The sequence below is a fragment of the Kosakonia sp. YIM B13588 genome (assembly GCF_042788165.1).
In the GTDB taxonomy this organism is placed as follows: Bacteria; Pseudomonadota; Gammaproteobacteria; order Enterobacterales; family Enterobacteriaceae; genus Kosakonia; species Kosakonia sacchari.
On sequence record NZ_JBHZPO010000007.1, the window covers coordinates 109,424 to 128,904 of the forward strand.

Below are 19,481 nucleotides of genomic sequence, written 5' to 3' on the forward strand. Positions count from 1 at the left end.
TTATGGCTGAGGAAAGACGATGTTATTGCCCGGCGCTTCGCGGTGCAGATGGATAAAGTTCAGGTGGCGCTCGTACTGATCCAGTATGTCGATGATCACCTGTTCTTTGTTGTAATCCATCAAATCATTGCCCTGGCTGCCCTCCAGCAGGAAGGTTTCCAGCCGGAAGTAGTGCGATTTCCCGCTGCGTGCGCGGTAGGTAAAGCCGGGTACGGAGTATTGCTGCGGCCACACCTGATAGACAAAATCTTGCTCCTCACCGAGGTGAACGCGCAGATCCAGGTAGCCCAGCGGCTGGCCTTCCTCCGGCGCGACATTCTCAAGCGATACGCGTCCACCGCGCAGTTCCAGCTCTTTCGCCACATCCTGCATCGCCGGGTAAATCACCGTTTCCATCATCTGCCGGGTGTAATGCGTGCCCGGATAATTCATCAGCCGCGAGAGGCGTTTTTTCCAGCTCAGGCGATCGTTGCTCGCCGGAATATAAGGTGCGGTTTCGCGGCTGGCGCTGGCGCGGCGGTGATCTTCCACCTTCAGCGATTTATACAGCCCGGCCATAATAAAGAAGATCACAAAACTGAACGGCAAGCCCATGATCACAGTGGTATTTTGCAGCGCGGAAATACCATTGGTCATCAGCATGCCCATAGTCAGTACACCGATGGCGACCGACCAGAAAATCCGCAGCCAGTTTGGCGCATCGCTATTGATATCTTTCAGCTTCGAGGTGAAATTGCCCAGCACCAGCGAGCCGGAATCCGCCGAGGTGACATAAAACAGCAGGCCGGTAATGGTGGCGACAGAAGCGCTGAGTTTAAACGCCGGATACTGCGCCAGCAGGCTGTAGAAACCGCGTTCGGCATGGGAGATAACCTCCTGGGCGAACCCCGCATCTCCGTGAATGATTTCATACAGCGCGGCGTTACCAAACACCGACAACCACAGCAGGGTGAAGGTAAACGGAATGATCAGCGTGCCGAGCACGAACTCGCGAATAGTGCGCCCACGGGAAATTCGCGCGAGGAACAGCCCGACAAACGGCGACCACGCGACCCACCAGGCCCAGAAAAAGAGCGTCCAGCTGTTCATCCACTGCGTCGGGCGATCAAACGCAAAGGTATTGAGCGTCATGCCCATAAAGCGGTTGATGTAATCCCCCACGTTGAGCACCAGCGCGTTGAGCAGGAAATCGGTCTTGCCCATAAACAGCACGAACAGGATCAGCCCGAGCGCCAGCGCTACGTTCAGCTCCGACAGGATGCGAATACCTTTATCCACACCGGAGGTGACCGAAATGGTGGCGATCACTACCGACAGCACAATCAGCGCCATCTGCGCGGTTAGTCCTTCCGGCACATCGAACAGCACTTTTAAACCGTAATTCAGCTGTACCACGCCAATGCCGAGCGTGGTCGCGATACCAAAAATGGTGCCGATCACCGCAGCAATATCCACCGTGTGACCAATCGGGCCGTTAATGCGTTTGCCGAAAATAGGATACAGCGCCGAACGAATAGTGAGCGGCAGGTTATAGCGATAGCTGAAGTAGCCCAGCGCAATGCCCATCAGCGCATACATCGACCAGCCGGTTAAACCGTAGTGGAACAGTGTCCATACCATTGCCTGACGCGCGGCTTCCATCGTTTGGCCTGCGCCTTCCGGTGGCTGCATATACTGCGTGACCGGCTCCGCCACGGAGAAAAACATCAAATCAATACCGATCCCGGCGGCAAACAGCATCGCCGACCAGCTCAGCAAACTGAACTCCGGCTTGGACTGCTCCGGCCCGAGTTTGATGGCGCCGTAGCGTGAGCAGGCCATATAGACCACAAAGACGATATACAGCGTCGCGGCCAGCATGTAATACCAGCCAAAAGTGGATGACACCCAGTTAACGGTAGTCTGGATCCAGGCAGCGGCAAAATCGCTATACAAAATGGTGACCAGTGAAAATGTCAGAATCAGTCCGGCAGAGGTGTAAAACACCACGGGATTGATTCTGTCTTTTTCACTGGCAGGTGGATTAATCATCGGTTACCTCTGGTTAATTTCCTGTAATTTTTCAAAAGATTAACTTAATAACATAGGTTGTTTTATCGCGCTTGTTCCTCTCTTTTCTCGCGGTTTGTTTCGCCGTGTTCAGCTTACACATTCCTGCTTCGTTTTTTTAACAATTGAAGCACAGTATCCTAACAAAATCCTTTTTTATATTGAACGTGCAATCAAAAAAAGATTAAATAAGGCCCTTACATTGTGGTGGAGATGGAGCCATGCCAAAGGTGGGAATGCAGCCGATACGCCGTCGGCAGCTGATTGATGCGACACTGAGTACCATTAACGAAGTGGGCATTAACGATGCCACGATTGCGCAGATTGCGCGCCGCGCTGGCGTATCGACCGGCATCATCAGCCACTACTTCAGGGACAAAAATGGTCTGCTGGAAGCGACCATGCGCGATATCACCCGCCAGTTGCGCGACGCCGTGGCACAGCGATTAAAACCGCTCGCGCAGGCCAGTACCGAAACGCGTTTGCTGGCGATTGTCGAAGGCAATTTTGACGACAGCCAGGTGCACAGCGCGGCGATGAAAGCCTGGCTCGATTTCTGGGCCAGCAGCATGCATCAGCCGCAGCTTGGTCGCCTGGAGCGCGTTAGCAGCCGCCGGCTGTTTTCCACGCTGGCGGCGGAGTTTCGCCGCGATCTGCCGCGTGAACAGGCACGGCTGGCGGCGCATGGCCTTGCCTCGTTGATCGATGGCCTCTGGCTCCGCGCGGCGCTGAGCGGCAAGCCCTTTAACCTGGACATTGCCAGAACGCTCACCACCCAATTCATTCGCCAGCAACTGGCTGGCGCGACGAATCACTGAGAAGGAGGAAGTATGTCCCGATTCGCAGAACAGCAGCTCTATATCCATGGTCAATACGTCCCGGCTGCGGCGGGTAACAGATTCCAGACCATCAACCCGGCGACCGGCGAGGTGCTGGCCGAGGTGCACGAAGCCGGGCAGGCCGATGTCGATCGCGCCGTTGCCAGCGCGCAAAAAGGACAGAAAATCTGGGCCGCGATGACCGCCATGGAGCGCTCGCGGATTCTGCGCCGCGCCGTGGATATTCTGCGTGAACGCAATGATGAACTGGCGGCGCTGGAAACGCTGGACACCGGTAAACCGCTGAGTGAAACCCAGGCCGTCGATATCGTCACCGGTGCGGATGTGCTGGAGTATTACGCGGGGCTTATCCCCTCGCTTGAAGGTCAGCAAATTCCGCTGCGTGAAACCTCATTTGTCTACACCCGCCGCGAGCCGCTTGGCGTGGTGGCCGGGATTGGCGCGTGGAACTACCCGATTCAGATTGCGCTGTGGAAATCCGCCCCTGCGCTGGCGGCCGGAAACGCGATGATCTTCAAACCGAGCGAAGTCACACCGCTCACCGCGCTGAAACTGGCGGAGATTTACAGCCAAGCGGGCGTTCCCGATGGCGTATTTAACGTGCTGAACGGCAGCGGCGCGGTAACAGGACAGTTGCTGACTGACCATCCGGGCATCGACAAAGTCTCTTTCACCGGCGGCGTTGCCAGCGGTAAGAAAGTGATGGCGAATGCGGCTGGCTCGACGCTGAAAGAGGTGACCATGGAGCTGGGCGGGAAATCGCCGCTGATTATCTTTGACGACGCCGATCTCGATCTCGCCGCCGATATCGCCATGATGGCGAACTTCTACAGCTCCGGCCAGGTGTGTACCAACGGCACGCGCGTGTTTATTCCGGCGGCCTTGCAGACCGCATTCGAAGCGAAAATTGTTGAGCGCGTGGCGCGCATTAAAGCCGGTGATGTCAACGATCTGAACACCAATTTCGGGCCGCTGGTCAGCTTCGCGCACCGCGACAACGTGATGCGTTATATCGAAAGCGGCATCAACGAAGGCGCACGCCTGCTGTGCGGCGGTAAGCGTCTGACCGGCGATGAGTTTGACCACGGTGCGTGGGTAGAACCCACTGTATTTACCGATTGCCGCGACGAGATGACCATCGTGCGCGAAGAGATCTTCGGCCCGGTGATGTCGATTCTGACCTATGAGCGCGAAGAGGAAGCGGTGCGCCGCGCCAATGCTACCGATTACGGCCTGGCGGCGGGGGTGGTGACGCAGGATCTTAACCGCGCGCACCGCGTCATTCACCAGATTGAAGCGGGTATCTGCTGGATCAACACCTGGGGCGAATCCGCTGCCGAAATGCCGGTGGGCGGCTACAAGCACTCCGGTGTCGGGCGCGAAAATGGCCTGATGACGCTGCAAAACTATACGCAGGTCAAATCCGTCCAGCTCGAGCTGAGCCGTTTTCAGTCCGTATTTTGAAAAAGTTTTAACCTGAGGAGCGACGAATGGAATTTGATTACATCATCATTGGAGCCGGATCCGCAGGGAACGTTTTGGCAACAAGACTGACCGAAGACAGCGATGTGAATGTCCTGCTGCTGGAAGCGGGCGGTCCCGATTACCGTTTTGATTTTCGTACGCAGATGCCTGCGGCGCTGGCTTACCCTTTGCAGGGGAAACGCTACAACTGGGCCTATGAAACGGAACCTGAGCCGCACATGAATAATCGCCGCATGGAGTGCGGGCGCGGTAAAGGGCTGGGCGGCTCATCGCTGATTAACGGCATGTGCTACGTACGCGGCAACGCGATGGATCTCGACAACTGGGCGCAGCAGCCGGGTCTTGAGCGCTGGACCTATCTGGATTGTTTACCCTATTACCGTAAATCGGAAACGCGCGATATCGGCGCCAACGGTTACCACGGCGGCGACGGGCCGGTTAGCATCACCACCTGCAAACCGGGCAATAATCCGTTATTTGCCGCGATGATCGAGGCGGGCGTACAGGCCGGTTACCCACGCACTGACGATCTTAACGGCTATCAGCAGGAAGGTTTTGGTCCAATGGATCGCTTTGTCACGCCGAAAGGCCGCCGCTCCAGCACCGCGCGCGGCTATCTCGACATGGCGAAAACGCGGCCGAACCTGAAAATCATTACTCATGCCACCACCGATCGCATTCTGTTCGACGGCAAACGCGCGACTGGCGTGGCCTATTTGCACGGTTCCAGCGACACGCTGCATGAAGTGCATGCGCGCCGGGAAGTGCTGCTCTGCGCTGGGGCGATTGCTTCACCGCAAATTTTGCAGCGCTCCGGCGTCGGTGCCGCTGAGCTGCTCAAACAGTTTGATATTCCGCTGGTGCATGATTTACCGGGCGTGGGCGAAAACTTGCAGGATCACCTGGAAATGTACCTGCAATATGAGTGCAAAGAGCCGGTGTCGCTCTATCCGGCGCTGAAGTGGTGGAACCAGCCGAAAATCGGTGCGGAGTGGCTGTTTAACGGCACCGGCATTGGTGCCAGCAACCAGTTTGAGGGCGGTGGGTTTATCCGCAGCCGCGAGGAGTTCGCCTGGCCGAATATTCAGTACCACTTCCTGCCAGTGGCGATTAACTACAACGGCTCAAATGCGGTTGAAGCGCACGGCTTCCAGTGCCACGTGGGCTCTATGCGTTCGCCAAGCCGGGGTTTTGTGCGCCTGAAATCGCGCGATCCGCGCCAGCATCCGGCCATTCAGTTTAATTACATGGCCCATGAGCAGGACTGGCACGAGTTCCGCGATGCGATCCGCATTACCCGGCAAATCATCAACCAACCGGCGCTGGACAAATATCGCGGGCGGGAAATCAGCCCGGGCATTGAGTGCCAGAGCGATGAGCAACTGGATGAGTTTGTGCGTAACCATGCGGAAACCGCGTATCACCCGTGCGGCACCTGCAAAATGGGCAGCGATGAGATGGCGGTGGTCGATGGCGAAGGGCGTGTTCACGGGCTGGAAGCCTTGCGCGTGGTGGATGCCTCGATCATGCCGCTGATCATCACCGGTAACCTCAATGCCACCACCATTATGATTGGCGAGAAGATCGCCGATAATATCCGTGGCCGCACGCCGCTGCCGCGCAGCAATGCGGATTACTTTGTCGCGGGCGATCGCCCGGTTCGCGGCACACCGCTGCGGGCGTAAAAGAAAATGCCGCCGGTAAGCTCCTTACCGGTGGCATTACGCCAGCAAGAACGATCAGCGCGACAGCGCTTCCACTTTTTCAAACGCCGCGCGCAGCGTATCGGCGGAGAGTTCCATCGGCAGGTAGTGAATCGACTCCACCGGGCGCAGAGTGTGAGCAATCACTTTATCCAGCTCCGCGCGGTTATTAATATCCACCTCCAGTTCCGCAAGCGTTGTCGGCAGGTTGAAGCGCTGATAGGCGTTAATCAACTGTGCCAGCACATCGTCCTGGCCGAGCAGGGCGCTTTGCACCAGAATGCCATACGCCACTTTGGTGCCGTGCAGGAACTTCTCTGTTTGCGGCAGCACCGTTAAACCGTTGTGTACCGCGTGGGCGGCGGCGACGCGGGTGTAACGCTCGCCCAGCCCGCCAACCATCCCGCCACCGGCAATAATTGCATCCACCACATCGCGAAATGCCTGCGTCTGCTCGCCGCGCTGCTGGTCAGCAAGGGCTTGTTCACTGCTCTGCAGCAACACATCGCGGATTGCCAGCGCGCCGTTAATGCCCAGACGCACGGTGAGCGGCAGCGTTTCCGGCTGCGGCGCTAGCACCACCGCTTCATACCATTTCGCCAGCGTATCGCCGATGCCCGCCAGCAAGTATTCGGCAGGTGCGTTGAGGATGATTTGCGGTTCCACCAGCACCAGGAAATTGGCGTCGTCGAAGATCTCAAAGTGCAGCGCCTGGCCGGCATCGTTATACCAGACCGACAGCGGCGTCCAGGCCGCGCAGGTGGCGGCGATGGTCGGAATGGCAACCACCGGCAAACCGAGACGGCGCGCCACCGCTTTGGCGGTATCCAGCAGCGCGCCGCCGCCAAGCCCAATCACCACTGCGCGATCGTCGCCCGCCTGCTGTACCAGTTCGCTCACGTCGTGTTCGCTACAGTGGCCTTTAAACAAAATGTGTTTTGCACCTGGCGCGTTAAACCCTTGCGGCAAAAACGCTTTAGCCCCGGCAAAGGCGCGCTCGCCATAGATCCATACTGCGCGCGCCAGTTGTTCTTCGCTGAAGAAATCGTGCAGCCGCGCGAGGCTACCGCCGTGGGAAAAGTAGTTGGCCGGGCCGGGTACGACGCGGATATCAGTACTGTTCATGTGTTGTGTCCTTGTGCGTGATCGCTAACCCGATGTTATGTCTGGACATCCGGATGGCTAATAATTTTTAGCTTTATCTTATGCATTTTCTGTCGTTGCCAGTCAAGCGAGGCTGTGAAAAATTCGTTAAATCAACCTATTAATTGCAGGAACACCTTGCGAATGAGCAGCAACCACCTCGAAATGCGCGGCATTAGCCTGGCCTTTAGCGGCTTTAAAGCGCTGTCGCATGTGGATTTCACCCTGCGCGGCGGTTCGGTGCATGCCTTAACCGGTGCGAACGGTGCAGGGAAATCGACGCTGATGGCGGTGCTGTGCGGCACGTATGACCATTACGAAGGGGAAATCGCCATCAACAACCAGGCGGTGTCGATTCGTACCCCGCGTGATGCCAAACAGTTCGGCATTCATCTGGTGCAGCAGGAAGTCGATGTGGCGCTGATCCCCGGTTTAAGCATTGCCGAGAACATCATGCTCGATACGCTGGCGGACGCCGGGCACCGCTACCGCTGGGGCGAGATTCGAAAATCGGCGCGCGAGGCGCTGGCGCAACTGGACGTCGAGCTTGATGTGAAACGCTCAATTGATAGCTGCACGCTGGCAGAAAAGCAGCAGATTTTGCTGGCACGCGCGCTTTCGCATCACTGCCGCTTTTTAATTCTTGATGAGCCTACCGCCCCGCTCGACCAGCACGAAAGTGAACGCTTATTCACCGTGGTTAAACGCCTGCAACAGCAGGGCATTGGCGTGGTGTTTATCTCGCACCGCATCCATGAACTGAAAGCGATTTGCGACACCTTAACGGTGCTGCGCGACGGCAAATTAATTGAATCCGGCCCAATGCGTGAGCTGAGCGGTGAAGAGATTGTCGAGAAAATGCTCGGTCATGAGCTGAGCGACATCTACCCGCCTGCGCGCCCGCCGCACAGCGAAGAGGTGCTGTTAAGCATTGACGGTTTGCACGACGAAGGAGTGCTGAAAGATATCTCGTTGCGCCTGCGCAAAGGGGAAATTCTGGGCATCGCCGGGCTGGCGGGGGCCGGAAAAACCGAGCTGTGCAAAGCCTTGTTCGGCGCGAGCAAAAGCCGTATCACCCGCGGTGAACTGAATAGCCAGCCGTGGCGACCGCGCGATCCGGCAGATTCGGTGATGCGCGGGCTGGCGCTGGTGCCGGAAGAGCGGCGCAAAGAGGGCATCTTTATTGATGAGTCGGTGAGCATGAATTTGTCGATCAGCGGGGATAACAGTTTCTCGCGCTGGGGATTTTTTGTGCATCGCCAGGCCTGGCGCTGGGCGCAGGAAGTGATTGCCCGCGTCGGCGTGCGCACCAGCGGGCCGGGGCAGACGCTGCGCCGTCTTTCCGGCGGCAATCAGCAGAAAGTGGCGATTGGCAAATGGCTTCGCGGTAACGCCAATGTAGTGATTTTTGATGAACCAACCAAAGGCGTGGACGTGAAAGCGAAAACCGACCTGTTCCAGTTGATTGACGGGCTGGCGCGCGAAGGCAAAGGGGTGATTTACGCCTCGGGCGAATTCGCCGAACTGGTGGGGTTGTGTGATCGGATTTGTGTGCTGTGGGATGGGCGCATTGTGGCAGAAGTGCAGGGCGAGGATGCCCGCGAAGAGACGCTTCTTTATTATTCCACCGGAGGAACGGCGCCGTGAGTAAGGCCCTTTCAGTCAATGCGGCGGTAACGTCCCGCCAGCAGTTTTTTGATTTTCTTTATAAATGGGGCATGTTGCTTACCGTGGTCGCGCTTGTCGCCATTTTCGGCGTGGCGTCGGACAACTTCCTCGATCCGTTCAACATCATCAACATTTTGCGTTCGATCGCCATCGTTACGGTGATTGCGATTGGCGTCTCCATTTCGCTGACCATCGGCGGGTTTGATCTGTCGGTCGGCTCGACCGCTTCGCTGGCGAACGCGCTGGTGATTTCGCTGTTTGTCTGGCACGGCGTCGGCACTACCGAAGCGATCATTATCACGCTGGCACTGTGTACGCTGGTGGGCTTGTTTAACGCCTTTTTGATTGTGGTGCTGCGTATCCCGGACATGCTGGCAACGCTCGGCAGCCTGTTTGTCATTCAGGGCGTGGCGATGACCTACAGCTATGGCGGCTCGATTACCGAAAATATGGTGTTGCCGAGCGGGGAGATGGCAGAAGGCACCATTCCGGCAGCGTTTGGCCTGCTCGGCCAGGTGCCCACCATTGTGATCATTATGCTGGTGGTGACGGTGGTTGCGCAGTTGGGTTTGTCGCTGACCACCCACGGTCGCCGCATGTATGCCATTGGCGGCAATCCGGAAGCGGCGCGTCTTTCCGGCATTCGCACCACGCGCTACAAAGTGGCGGCGTATGTCATTGCTTCGCTGCTCGCCGGGCTTGGCGGCATTCTGCTGGCGTCACGCATTGGCTCTTCGCAGGTCAACGCCGGCGGCGGTTATTTGATGGATGCGGTAGCGGCGGCGTGGATCGGTTTTTCGCTCGCCGGTTCCGGCAAACCGAATGCGCTCGGCACGCTGGTGGGGGCGGTTATTCTCGGCGTGCTGCAAAACGGGCTGGTGATGCTCTCCGTGCCCTATTACGCGATGGACATTATTAAGGGGCTGGTGCTGGCCGGTGCTCTTGCGTTGACTTACTTCCAGCGTCGTTAATTCTCCAGGGGAAAACAGATGAAAAAAATTGCACTCTCACTGCTGGCGCTGGGCTTACTGAGCGCGCTGCCAGGCCACGCCACCACACCTGCGCCGGTGCCGGACGCCATTGCTAACCATCACGGCCCGATACGCATTGCGCTTATCCGCAACCTTGGTTCGGACGATAACACCACGCAGTTTGTCTCCGGCGCGTTGCAGGAAGGCAAAAAGCTCGGCTTTAAAATCAGCACCTTTTTGAGTAACGGCGATGACGCCAAATTCCAGGACTTCGTTAACCAGGCGATAAGCCAGAAATATGACGGCATTATTCTGTCGCAGGGGCGCGATCCGTACTCCACCGATCTGATTAAAAAAGCCGTTGCTGCGGGCATCAAAGTGGCGGTGTTTGATACCGCCGTTAACGGTGATATTCCGGGGGTGACGGTTACGCAGCAGGATGACGCCTCGCTGACCAAACTCTCCTTTGGCGAGCTAGTGAAAGATTTCAACGGCAAAGCCAACATTATCAAATTATGGGTTGCCGGTTTCCCGCCGATGGAGCGTCGCCAGACCGCCTACGCCGAGCTGCTAAAAGCCAATCCTGGTATTAAAGAGCTGGAGTCAATTGGCGCGGTCTCTTCTGATGTGCAGGGCGACACGGCCAACAAAGTGGGCGCGGTACTGGCGAAGTACCCGAAAGGGCAGATCGATGCGATTTGGGGCACCTGGGATGCGTTCAGCCAGGGTGCGTATAAAGCGCTGAAAGAGAACGGTCGCACCGAGATCAAACTCTACAGCATCGACGTTTCCAACCAGGATCTGCAACTGATGCGCGAGTCGGGCAGCCCGTGGAAAGTGAGCGTGGCGGTGGATCCGAAACTGATTGGTGCCACCAACGTGCGCCTGATCGCCAACAAAATTGCCGGTGAACAGACGCCAGCGACATATGACTTTAAAGCCGCTGCTATTCCGCAAGCGCTGCTGGCAAGCCAGCCGGGCGCGGTGAACGTGGCGTCGCTTGGCAAAATTATTCCGGGCTGGGGCCAGACGGAAGATTTTATCGCGCCGTGGTTCGCCACGCTGGAAGCGAAAAACAAGTAAGGAACGGACATGGCGAGTGAGTTACCGCGTCCCGAATACAGCCGCAATATGCGGCTGATTGGCCACAGCGATCAGGGCGGTCGCCCGGATGGCGTGCAACTGATGGTGCATCGCGGCTTTGCCTATATCGGGCATATGGTGTCGCAGGGTTTTTCGATTGTGGATGTGCGCGATCCGAAAAACCCGAAACCCGCCGGTTACCTACCGGCACCGCCGGGCACCTGGAATGTGCATCTGCAAGCCCACGACGACTTGTTGCTGGTGATCAACGCCCGCGATCTGTTCGCCGATGCGCGCTTTGCCGATGAAAAGGTCTATTACACCCGTTCGGTCGGCGAGACGGTTAGCGATGTGCAGGACAAAGGCTGGAGCGCCGGGCTGCGTATTTTTGATATCTCCACGCCCGATAAACCGCGTGAAATCAGTTTTCTGTCGCTCAACGGCATCGGCATTCATCGCATCTGGTATGTGGGCGGGCGCTGGGCGTATGTCTCGGCGCTGATCGACGGTTTTACCGACTACATCTTCCTGACCATTGATCTGGCCGATCCGCGCAAACCGCAGGTTGCCGGGCGCTGGTGGCTACCGGGTATGAACCAGGCCGCAGGGGAAACGCCAGCGTGGCCGGAAGGCAAACGCTATGCGTTACACCACGCGATTATCGCCGGGGATACGGCGTACGGTAGCTGGCGCGATGGCGGTTTAACGCTGCTGGATGTGAAAGACAGAACGCAGCCAAAGCTGATCAGCCACCGCAACTGGAGCCCGCCGTTTGGCGGCGGCACGCACACCGCGCTGCCACTGCCGGACAGGGATTTGCTGGTAGTGCTGGATGAAGCGGTGCTCGACAATCAGGAAGATGGCGAGAAGCTGATCTGGCTGTTTGATATTCGTGAGCCATCAAATCCGGTAAGCATCTCCACCTTTCCGCAGCCGGACGAAACCGATTATGTGGCGAAAGGGGCGCATTTCGGGCCGCACAACCTGCACGAAAACCGCCCCGGCAGCTTTATCAGTTCGACCCTGATTTTCGCCACGTACCAGAACGCGGGCGTGCGGGCTTACGATATCTCCAACCCGTATCGTCCGGTGGAAACCGGCGCGCTGGTGCCTGCCGCGCCAGCGAAGATGATGGATACGCGGCCTGCACGCCCACGCGTTATCCAGTCTTGCGATGTGTTTGTTGATGCGAACGGGATTATCTACAGCACCGATTACAACGGCGGGCTGTCGGTGATTGAGTATCTGGGGTAGCAATTTCCTCTTCCCCGTAAGGGGGAGAGGCTGCGCTAGCTGTACTGACGCACGCGGGCAATCAGCTCATCGACGTTATCAATGCGCTCAGCAATGACAATCAGTGCCTTGCCGAGCGTAATCGCATGGCGCAGGCAGGCGTGGCGCATCTCTTCGTCTTTAATGGTGTCGATATCGGCGACGTGCGAAAGTCCGACGCTGCGGCGAATGAGCTCGGTGCCGCAAAAACCGATCGCGTCGGTCCATACTTTTTTCAGGAAAGCGCTGGCATAACCCGGTTGTGCCAGCGCTGCGTCGCGGGTTTTCTCACTCGCCAGCGCCTGAAGGCGCTCGGCGAAGGTGGTCCACACGGTTTGAATATCGGCCAGACGCTGTTCACGCGCGCTGGCCGCATCGCGAATGCCCAGATGCCCCGGCAAACCGCAGTAGTTGAGCAGTAGGTTGCCGATGGCGGTGCCGATATCAAAACCGATCGGGCCGAAGTAACCAAACTCGGCGTCAATCGCTTTCAGGCGACCCTCGGCGACAAAAATCGAGCCGCTGTGAATATCGCCGTGCAACAGCGCTTCGGCGTGGGAGAAGAAGCGGTGTTTAAGCGCTGCGACCGCCAGTTTAAGTTGTGCGTCATCGCGCAGGGCGGCGACCTCCGCTTCCAGCGCAGCCGGATAGTTGTTGCGCTCATGAACCTGGTAGGGATCGTTGAAGAACAAATCTTCAGTGATTTCGCACATTTCCGGGTTGATGAACTGCGCGACCTGCGCTTTTTTGGTATGCGGATGCAGATAAAAATCGCTGGTGTGAAACAGTACCTGCGCCAGGTATTCACCCAGTTGCGCAGCGGCTTGCGGGTAATAGACGTTGTTTATCAATTCGCCGCGCCAGATTTTATGATCGGAGAGATCTTCCATCACCATCACCGCCAGTTCCGGGTCGAAGTGGTGGATTTTCACCGTGTGCTGCGGGCTATGCTGGTAGTGTTCCACCAGCGTTTGCGCCTCCAGCCGGGCGCGATCCAGCGTTAACGGCCAGGACTCACCGACGCAGCGCACATAGGGCAGTGCCTGTTTAATGATGATGCGGCTCACGCCCTGGGTATCGAAAATTTTGAACACCAGATTGAGGTTACCATCGCCCACCTCCTGCGCGTCCACCAGTTCGGACGGGTTGTCCAGGCCGCCAAATTGTTGTGCATACGCCACGGCATCGCGGGCGGAGAAGGTACGGTATTGCGACATTGCCTCGATCCTCTTTTGCTAATAAAGCCATTTAGACGTCTATACATCCGGAATTCATCCTGACACAATACGCTACAACAACGCAACAGGGATTTAACGCAATGCAGCCATTACAGACCACCAGCCTGCGAGTCGCCGACAATCAATTATATATTCTCGACCAACAGGCCTTACCACAGCAGAAACAGTGGCTACCGGCCAGTACGGTAGAAGAACTTGTCGGTCATATTCATGCCCTGCGCGTGCGCGGAGCACCGTTGATTGGCCTTTCTGCGAGCTTGTTACTGGCGCTGCTGGCAGAGCAGGGCGCCAACCGCGACCAACTGGCGCAGGCGCTGGAAACGTTACGCGCGGCGCGCCCCACGGCGGTGAACCTGATGAATAACCTCGATCGCATGAAACAGGCGCTTACGCAGGAGCACGTTGTGGCGGCGTTAACTGCCGAAGCGCTGCGGCTTATCGAGGAAGACAAACAGTTGTGCGACAACATTGCGGTGACCGGTAGCGCACTGGTGATGCCGGGCAGCCGCTTGCTGACCCACTGCAATACCGGCGGGCTGGCGACAGCGGGCGTCGGCACCGCGCTGGGTGTTATTGCGCGGGCGCATCAGCAGGGAAAAATTACCAATGTGTGGGTGGATGAAACCCGTCCTCTGTTGCAGGGCGGACGGCTAACGGCCTGGGAACTGGGCGAGCTGGGCGTGCCGTATCAGTTAATTACCGATTCAATGGCCGCCAGCCTGTTGGCGAAAGGGCAGGTGGATGCGGTATGGGTGGGCGCAGATCGCATTGCCGCCAATGGCGATGTGGCGAACAAAATCGGCACTTACTCGCTGGCGGTGCTGGCGAAATTCCACAACGTACCGTTTTATGTGGCTGCGCCGCAAACGACGCTTGATCCGCACTGCCCGAACGGGGATGTCATTCCCATCGAGCAGCGCGCTGCCGCAGAGGTGACCGGCGTGGCCGGGAGTTTTGGTGCAGTGAACTGGGCGCCGGAAAACGCGCGGGTTTACAACCCGGCGTTTGATGTTACACCGGCGGCACTTATCAGCGGCTGGGTGCTGGACAGCGGCCTGGTGATGCCTGCCGATGTGGCTAACGGGATATTCCAGCCACGCTAAGCGTAAACCGACAGGCCGGATAAACGTTATCGGGCGTCAATACCGCCGTCTGCTTGTCAGATGGCGGTGCTTATGTGATCAACCGTGTCGATCACACACAGGGCCCGGTGGCGCAGCCGTAGATCATAATTAACGGAAACGCGGGGATCAGTAAGGGGGCCACCCACGAGACATTTTGTTCGGTGGTGTCGTTAATTGTCACGGTCACCGGTTTTTCCAGCGCACGGGTGTCGGGGCCGGGCGGGTGTTGCAGAATATAGACCACATCCCCCTGCGCTCTGAAGGTCACCACCAGCTTTTTATTCGGTTCAATAATGTTTGCGCCATAGTGATAACGCAGGCGCTCAATTTGCGCGGCACTAAGGCCTGAGGCATCAACGAGCGCTTTGTACTCAGCCGTCACCTTTTCATCTTTCACCACAAAGTTCACGGCAACGCCGGGAACATGGCTGGCAAATTCCTGATAAAACTCTGCGTACCGGGCGTAGGCATCAGCATGGGGATCGTTACGGATGAAGTTGTAGGCGTAATGGCTGGAATAAGCGGTGATGCGATCCTGGCGCACTTCAAGTTCAGTGATTTTGTCCCATTTCGGCATCGGGGTCGTCGTCGTGCAGCCACCCAATAGCACGATAAAAAGCAGCACAATAACCTTTTGCATGGTTGCTCCCTGTAAGCGTTAGCGCCGGGGCAGCATACACGTCTTGCAGCGTGCCACAAAGGGAGGCTAGAGAATTGGGTAGGGGGAATTTATGTTGCCGGATGCAGCAAAATCACATCCTTGTCGATGGTGCTGACCTGGCTTTGCGGCGCCGCGGCGTTTTTGTCATAGCGCGGCGGCGTGATCACCGGATAGACAAAACTACCCAGCTCGCTGCACTGCTCAGGCGCGTTCGCGCCGGCATAAAACAGATAGTACTGACCGGAATCCGGGAAAAAGGCTAAGTTGTCGCCGTTGCCAAACGTGGTGCTCCAGAATGGCACGCCCGCTTTGGTTTTGCTGCGCTCTTTGCCCGCCGCGACCTGGAAATGGTCGCTCCACTTCATGGTTATCAGGTTGTAGTTAAAAAAAGAGACCGTCAGGTCGCCGCGTGTCGGGCAGTAAAGTTTGACGGCATCATCAGCCCGCACGCTGGAGATAAAGGTTATCAGCAAGAGAAGCAGGGAGTATTTCATCGGCGGTTTCCGCAGGTTTTTGGCAAAGCACGAAGGTAATCCATCGCGGCGGTGAAAATCCGTAAGAAACGATGTCAGCAAAAGAGAAAACGAATCAGGATGTTAACGCGGGGTTGCAGCCAGCATATTTTTTGATGTTGTATATGTTTCGTTTAATTTGACATGATAATAATTATCAAAATCATTAATATCTGACTATCAGCAGGGTTGTTTTTTTATGCAAGGGAAATCAATCTTTACGCTCGCGCTCTCCGCTCTTCTCGCTGTCCCCATGCTGGCACACGCCACGCAATATCCGCTCACCGTTACCGATTTCGATGGCCGCAACGTGACCATTGAACACGAGCCGCAGCGCATTATTTTGCAGGACGGGCGCGACATCATGACGATGGCGCTGCTGGATCGCGACAACCCGTTTAAAAGGCTGGTGGCATGGAACAACCTGGCGAAAAAACAGGATATTGCCACCTGGGAAATGCTGAAAACCCAGTGGCCGGAAGCGACCCGCATTATGGACATGGGCTTTAGCGATAAAGGCAATGTTGATCTGGAAAGTGTGCTGGCAAAACAGCCGGACCTGATGATTGCCCAGTTGCGCGCGAAACCGGCGTTAACCGATAGTGGCGTACTGGCTAAACTGACTGCGCTGCACATTCCGGTGGTGTTTGTTGATTATGAAGTGAACCCGGCAAAAGACACCGCACCGAGTATCGATCTGCTGGGCAAAGTGATGAACCGCGAAAGCAACGCGGCGGCCTACACCGCCTATTATCGTCAGCAACTGGCGGCGATTGAGCAGAAAACGGCGGCCATCAACCCGAAACCGAAAGTATTTGTCGAAGCGCTGGCCGGTAACGCGGATAGCTGCTGCTTTACCCACGGCCACAGCGGTTGGGGCGGGCTGGTTGAAGCGGTCGGCGCGAAGAACCTTGGCTCGGAACTGCTGCCGGGCGCAACCGGGTTTATCTCGCTGGAGAAAATCATCAGCATCAACCCGGATGTCTATATCATGACCGGCTCAAAACGGGGCAACAGCCAGGTGCTGCCGCTCGGTCTGAATGTGTCGCAAAGTGAGGTGAACAACCAGGCGCAGGTGCTGCTGCAACGTACTGGTGTCGCGCAGATCCCGGCGGTCAGCGCCAAACGTGTGTATGGCGTTTACCACCACTTCTATAACCATCCGTACAATATTGTCGGCATGGAATATCTGGCGAAAGATATCTATCCGCACGCGTTTGCGGATTTGAACCCGGATGCGACCTACCATCACATCATCAAAAACTTCACCACACTGCCGGATAACCACTTCGTCTATAGCTGGCAGCAGGGCAAATGAGTACCACGCTGGAAACAAGCGAGCAGAGGCAGGAGACGGCTGCGGACAGCCTGATGCTCAACTACCGCGTGATCCTTCGCCGCCGCGTCAGTTTGCTGGCGCTGCTGGTGGTATTCATCGCTGCGGCGATGCTGCTGGATTTCACTCTTGGCCCCTCCGGCTTGCCGCTGGAGACGCTGTGGCAAACGCTGGTTGACCCGGCGAGCGCTAATGCCGGAACGCGGGTGATTGTCTGGGATATCCGCATGCCGTACGCGCTGATGGCGATCATTGTTGGGCTGACGCTGGGGCTGGCGGGCGCGGAGATGCAGACCATCCTCAACAACCCGCTGGCAAGCCCGTTTACGCTGGGCGTGTCGTCGGCGGCGGCGTTTGGCGCGGCATTAGCGATTGTGCTTGGCATCGGCATTCCCGGCGTTCCGGCGCAGTGGTTTATCTCGGCGAACGCGTTTATTTTCGCGCTGCTGGCGGCGCTGTTGCTGGACGGCATTACCCGCTGGACGCAGGTGGCCACTTCAGGCGTGGTGCTGTTTGGTATCGCGCTGGTGTTTACCTTTAACGCGCTGGTGTCAATGCTGCAATTTATCGCCAACGAAGACACGCTGCAGGGGCTGGTGTTCTGGACTATGGGCAGCATTGCCCGCGCGTCGTGGGAGAAACTCGGCATTTTGCTGCTGGCGCTGGCGGTGATCATGCCGCTGTCGATGCTCAGCTCGTGGAAGCTGACGTCGCTGCGCCTCGGCGAAGACCGGGCGATAAGTTTTGGCATCAACGTGCGTCGCCTGCGGCTGGCGACGCTGTTGCGCATAAGTATTTTATCGGCGCTGTCGGTGGCGTTTGTCGGCCCGATCGGTTTTATCGGGCTGGTCGCTCCGCACATTGCCCGCATGGTGTTTGGCGAGGATCACCGCTTTTATCTGCCCGGTAGCGCGTTGATTGGCGCGCTGGTGTTGTCGCTGGCCTCTATTGTTTCCAAAAATCTGATCGATGGCGTGATTATTCCGGTGGGCATTGTCACTTCGCTGGTTGGCGTGCCGTTTTTTATCACCATCATTGTGCGCCATCGGGGGAGTGTATGAGCCAGAGCGGCCTGAGCCTGCGCGGGTTTGGCGCGGGGTATCACAAGCGGCAGATCATTCGCGATCTCAATATCGCTAATTTGCCGCGCGGCAAAGTGACAATCCTGCTTGGGCCAAACGGCAGCGGCAAATCAACGTTGCTGCGGGCGATGGCCGGGCTGAACAAGGCGCAAGGGGAATTGCTGCTGGATGGCGACGACCTGCTCAGCCAGCCGTTTGCCAGGCGCGCGGAGCAGGTCGTCTACCTGCCGCAATCGCTGCCGGCGGGCGTTCATCTGCATGTGCTGGAGTCGATTATCGTCGCGCAGCGGGCTTCCGGCGGTTTACACAGCGCAGCAAAGCAGGCCGAAGTGATGTCGCTATTGCGCCAGCTCGGTATTGAACATCTGGCGCTGCACTACCTCGACCAGCTCTCCGGCGGGCAGAAGCAGTTAGTCGGGCTGGCACAATCATTGATTCGCCAGCCTGCACTGCTGTTGCTCGATGAGCCGCTCAGCGCGCTGGATCTCAACTACCAGTTCCACGTAATGGATCTGGTGAAGCGGGAAACGCGCAGCCGCAATATCGTCACCGTGGTGGTGGTGCACGATATCAATATCGCGCTGCGCCACGGCGACCATGTGTTGATCCTCAAACAAGGCGAGCTCGTGGCGAACGGCGTGCCGGGAGAGGTGATAACGCCGGAAAGCCTGGCGCAGGTGTACGGTGTGCGCGGGCGCGTGGAACCCTGCTCGCAAGGGATGAAGCAGGTGATTATTGACGGTTTAACCCATCAGGCAAGCTAGCCTCAGCGCGCCGTCCACTGCGGCAAACGGCACTGCTACACCGATCACCAGCGTTGATGCGGGTGCTGCGCGTAGTGATGCAGCACCGCTTTGTAGGGTTCGGTGCGGGCGTCGGGATGCTGGATAATCGACGCCAGCAGCACGGCAATAGCGCTGTCGTGCTCGCCAAGATTATGCAAACACAGGGCATAAAAAGGCCGCACTTCTGTGGCCTGCGGCCAGCTTGCCATGATCTCCTCAAACAGCGTTTTCGCCTGCGCATATTTCCCCAGGCAGCGCCACGTTGACGCCAGCCCAAACTGCGCCTCGAACTTGTCTTCGCCGCGTAATCCGGCTTCGAGCGCTGCCAGGTAGTGAGGCTCGGCGTCGCGCTCTTTGCCTTCGTTATCATACGACCAGGCGATATTGAGCAACGCCTGTGCACGCAGCGCAGGCTCTTCTGCCAGCGCTTGCAGCGCCTGACGGCTTTTATCGTGTTGACCCTGTTTGCGCAGCGCAATCGCTGCCTGCAATCTGCTATCCATCGTGTTCATCCATTAAGCGTGTCTGAA

At 57.4% G+C, this 19,481-nt stretch carries 17 protein-coding genes; 11 read left to right on the top strand and 6 right to left on the bottom strand.

From position 1 onward, the window contains the following. Entirely contained in the window at positions 1-2,031 is a 2,031-nt protein-coding gene (locus ACFX4U_RS13745) for a choline transporter (protein WP_313506550.1), read from the bottom strand. Between the two features lie 239 nt (positions 2,032-2,270). Between ACFX4U_RS13745 and betI the strand changes: the two genes are divergently transcribed. From betI to betA, 3 genes are read left to right on the top strand one after another with little or no spacing between them, the layout of a single operon-like run. Then, a complete protein-coding gene (betI, locus tag ACFX4U_RS13750; RefSeq protein ID WP_044489591.1) occupies positions 2,271-2,867 on the top strand; it encodes a transcriptional regulator BetI in 597 nt (198 codons plus the stop codon). 12 nt (positions 2,868-2,879) lie between these two features. Beyond that, positions 2,880-4,352: a betaine-aldehyde dehydrogenase gene (gene betB / locus ACFX4U_RS13755; RefSeq protein ID WP_349350607.1), complete on the top strand. Its 1,473-nt coding sequence runs from the start codon at positions 2,880-2,882 to the stop codon at positions 4,350-4,352. A 26-nt stretch (positions 4,353-4,378) separates the two neighbouring features. After that, on the top strand, positions 4,379-6,058 hold the full coding sequence (betA, locus tag ACFX4U_RS13760; RefSeq protein ID WP_313506552.1) for a choline dehydrogenase: 1,680 nt from the start codon (positions 4,379-4,381) through the stop codon (positions 6,056-6,058). A 54-nt stretch (positions 6,059-6,112) separates the two neighbouring features. Here betA and ACFX4U_RS13765 read toward each other — a convergent pair whose 3' ends face one another. Continuing rightward, entirely contained in the window at positions 6,113-7,201 is a 1,089-nt protein-coding gene (locus ACFX4U_RS13765; RefSeq protein WP_305736805.1) for an oxidoreductase, read from the bottom strand. A 162-nt stretch (positions 7,202-7,363) separates the two neighbouring features. Between ACFX4U_RS13765 and ACFX4U_RS13770 the strand changes: the two genes are divergently transcribed. From ACFX4U_RS13770 to ACFX4U_RS13785, 4 genes are read left to right on the top strand one after another with little or no spacing between them, the layout of a single operon-like run. Then, entirely contained in the window at positions 7,364-8,866 is a 1,503-nt protein-coding gene (locus ACFX4U_RS13770; protein ID WP_313506553.1) for a sugar ABC transporter ATP-binding protein, read from the top strand. Further along, positions 8,863-9,858, top strand: a complete 996-nt coding sequence (locus ACFX4U_RS13775) for an ABC transporter permease (protein WP_313506554.1) — start codon at positions 8,863-8,865, stop codon at positions 9,856-9,858. The genes ACFX4U_RS13770 and ACFX4U_RS13775 overlap by 4 nt, the downstream gene beginning before the upstream one ends. Positions 9,859-9,876: 18 nt before the next feature. Further along, positions 9,877-10,941, top strand: a complete 1,065-nt coding sequence (locus ACFX4U_RS13780; RefSeq protein ID WP_305736802.1) for a sugar ABC transporter substrate-binding protein — start codon at positions 9,877-9,879, stop codon at positions 10,939-10,941. 9 nt (positions 10,942-10,950) lie between these two features. After that, positions 10,951-12,195 (top strand): LVIVD repeat-containing protein, encoded by a 1,245-nt coding sequence (locus tag ACFX4U_RS13785; RefSeq protein WP_313506555.1) that lies wholly within the window; start codon positions 10,951-10,953, stop codon positions 12,193-12,195. A gap of 35 nt (positions 12,196-12,230) precedes the next feature. Here ACFX4U_RS13785 and mtnK read toward each other — a convergent pair whose 3' ends face one another. Continuing rightward, positions 12,231-13,430, bottom strand: a complete 1,200-nt coding sequence (mtnK, locus tag ACFX4U_RS13790) for an S-methyl-5-thioribose kinase (protein WP_313506556.1) — start codon at positions 13,428-13,430, stop codon at positions 12,231-12,233. A 101-nt stretch (positions 13,431-13,531) separates the two neighbouring features. Between mtnK and mtnA the strand changes: the two genes are divergently transcribed. After that, positions 13,532-14,554: an S-methyl-5-thioribose-1-phosphate isomerase gene (gene mtnA / locus ACFX4U_RS13795; RefSeq protein WP_313506557.1), complete on the top strand. Its 1,023-nt coding sequence runs from the start codon at positions 13,532-13,534 to the stop codon at positions 14,552-14,554. Between the two features lie 91 nt (positions 14,555-14,645). Here mtnA and ACFX4U_RS13800 read toward each other — a convergent pair whose 3' ends face one another. Together ACFX4U_RS13800 and ACFX4U_RS13805 are read right to left on the bottom strand one after the other, a co-directional pair. Continuing rightward, positions 14,646-15,215, bottom strand: coding sequence for a hypothetical protein (locus ACFX4U_RS13800; protein ID WP_313506558.1), 570 nt, complete (start codon positions 15,213-15,215; stop codon positions 14,646-14,648). 89 nt (positions 15,216-15,304) lie between these two features. Next, the gene (locus ACFX4U_RS13805; protein WP_313506559.1) at positions 15,305-15,730 is read right to left on the bottom strand and encodes a hypothetical protein; all 426 of its coding nucleotides are present in this window, start codon (positions 15,728-15,730) and stop codon (positions 15,305-15,307) included. A gap of 217 nt (positions 15,731-15,947) precedes the next feature. Here ACFX4U_RS13805 and ACFX4U_RS13810 point away from each other — a divergent pair, with 217 nt between their 5' ends. The 3 genes from ACFX4U_RS13810 to ACFX4U_RS13820 are packed head-to-tail and all read left to right on the top strand — an operon-like array spanning position 15,948 to position 18,930. Continuing rightward, positions 15,948-17,066, top strand: coding sequence for an ABC transporter substrate-binding protein (locus tag ACFX4U_RS13810; protein WP_313506560.1), 1,119 nt, complete (start codon positions 15,948-15,950; stop codon positions 17,064-17,066). Between the two features lie 50 nt (positions 17,067-17,116). Beyond that, positions 17,117-18,145, top strand: a complete 1,029-nt coding sequence (locus tag ACFX4U_RS13815) for an iron ABC transporter permease (RefSeq protein WP_313506607.1) — start codon at positions 17,117-17,119, stop codon at positions 18,143-18,145. Then, positions 18,142-18,930: an ABC transporter ATP-binding protein gene (locus ACFX4U_RS13820; RefSeq protein WP_313506561.1), complete on the top strand. Its 789-nt coding sequence runs from the start codon at positions 18,142-18,144 to the stop codon at positions 18,928-18,930. Before ACFX4U_RS13815 ends, ACFX4U_RS13820 begins: the two co-directional genes overlap by 4 nt. 44 nt (positions 18,931-18,974) lie before the next feature. On the opposite strand, the gene ACFX4U_RS13825 is transcribed toward ACFX4U_RS13820, so the two are convergent. Then, entirely contained in the window at positions 18,975-19,454 is a 480-nt protein-coding gene (locus ACFX4U_RS13825) for a tetratricopeptide repeat protein (RefSeq protein WP_305736794.1), read from the bottom strand. Between the last annotated feature and the right edge of the window lie 27 nt (positions 19,455-19,481).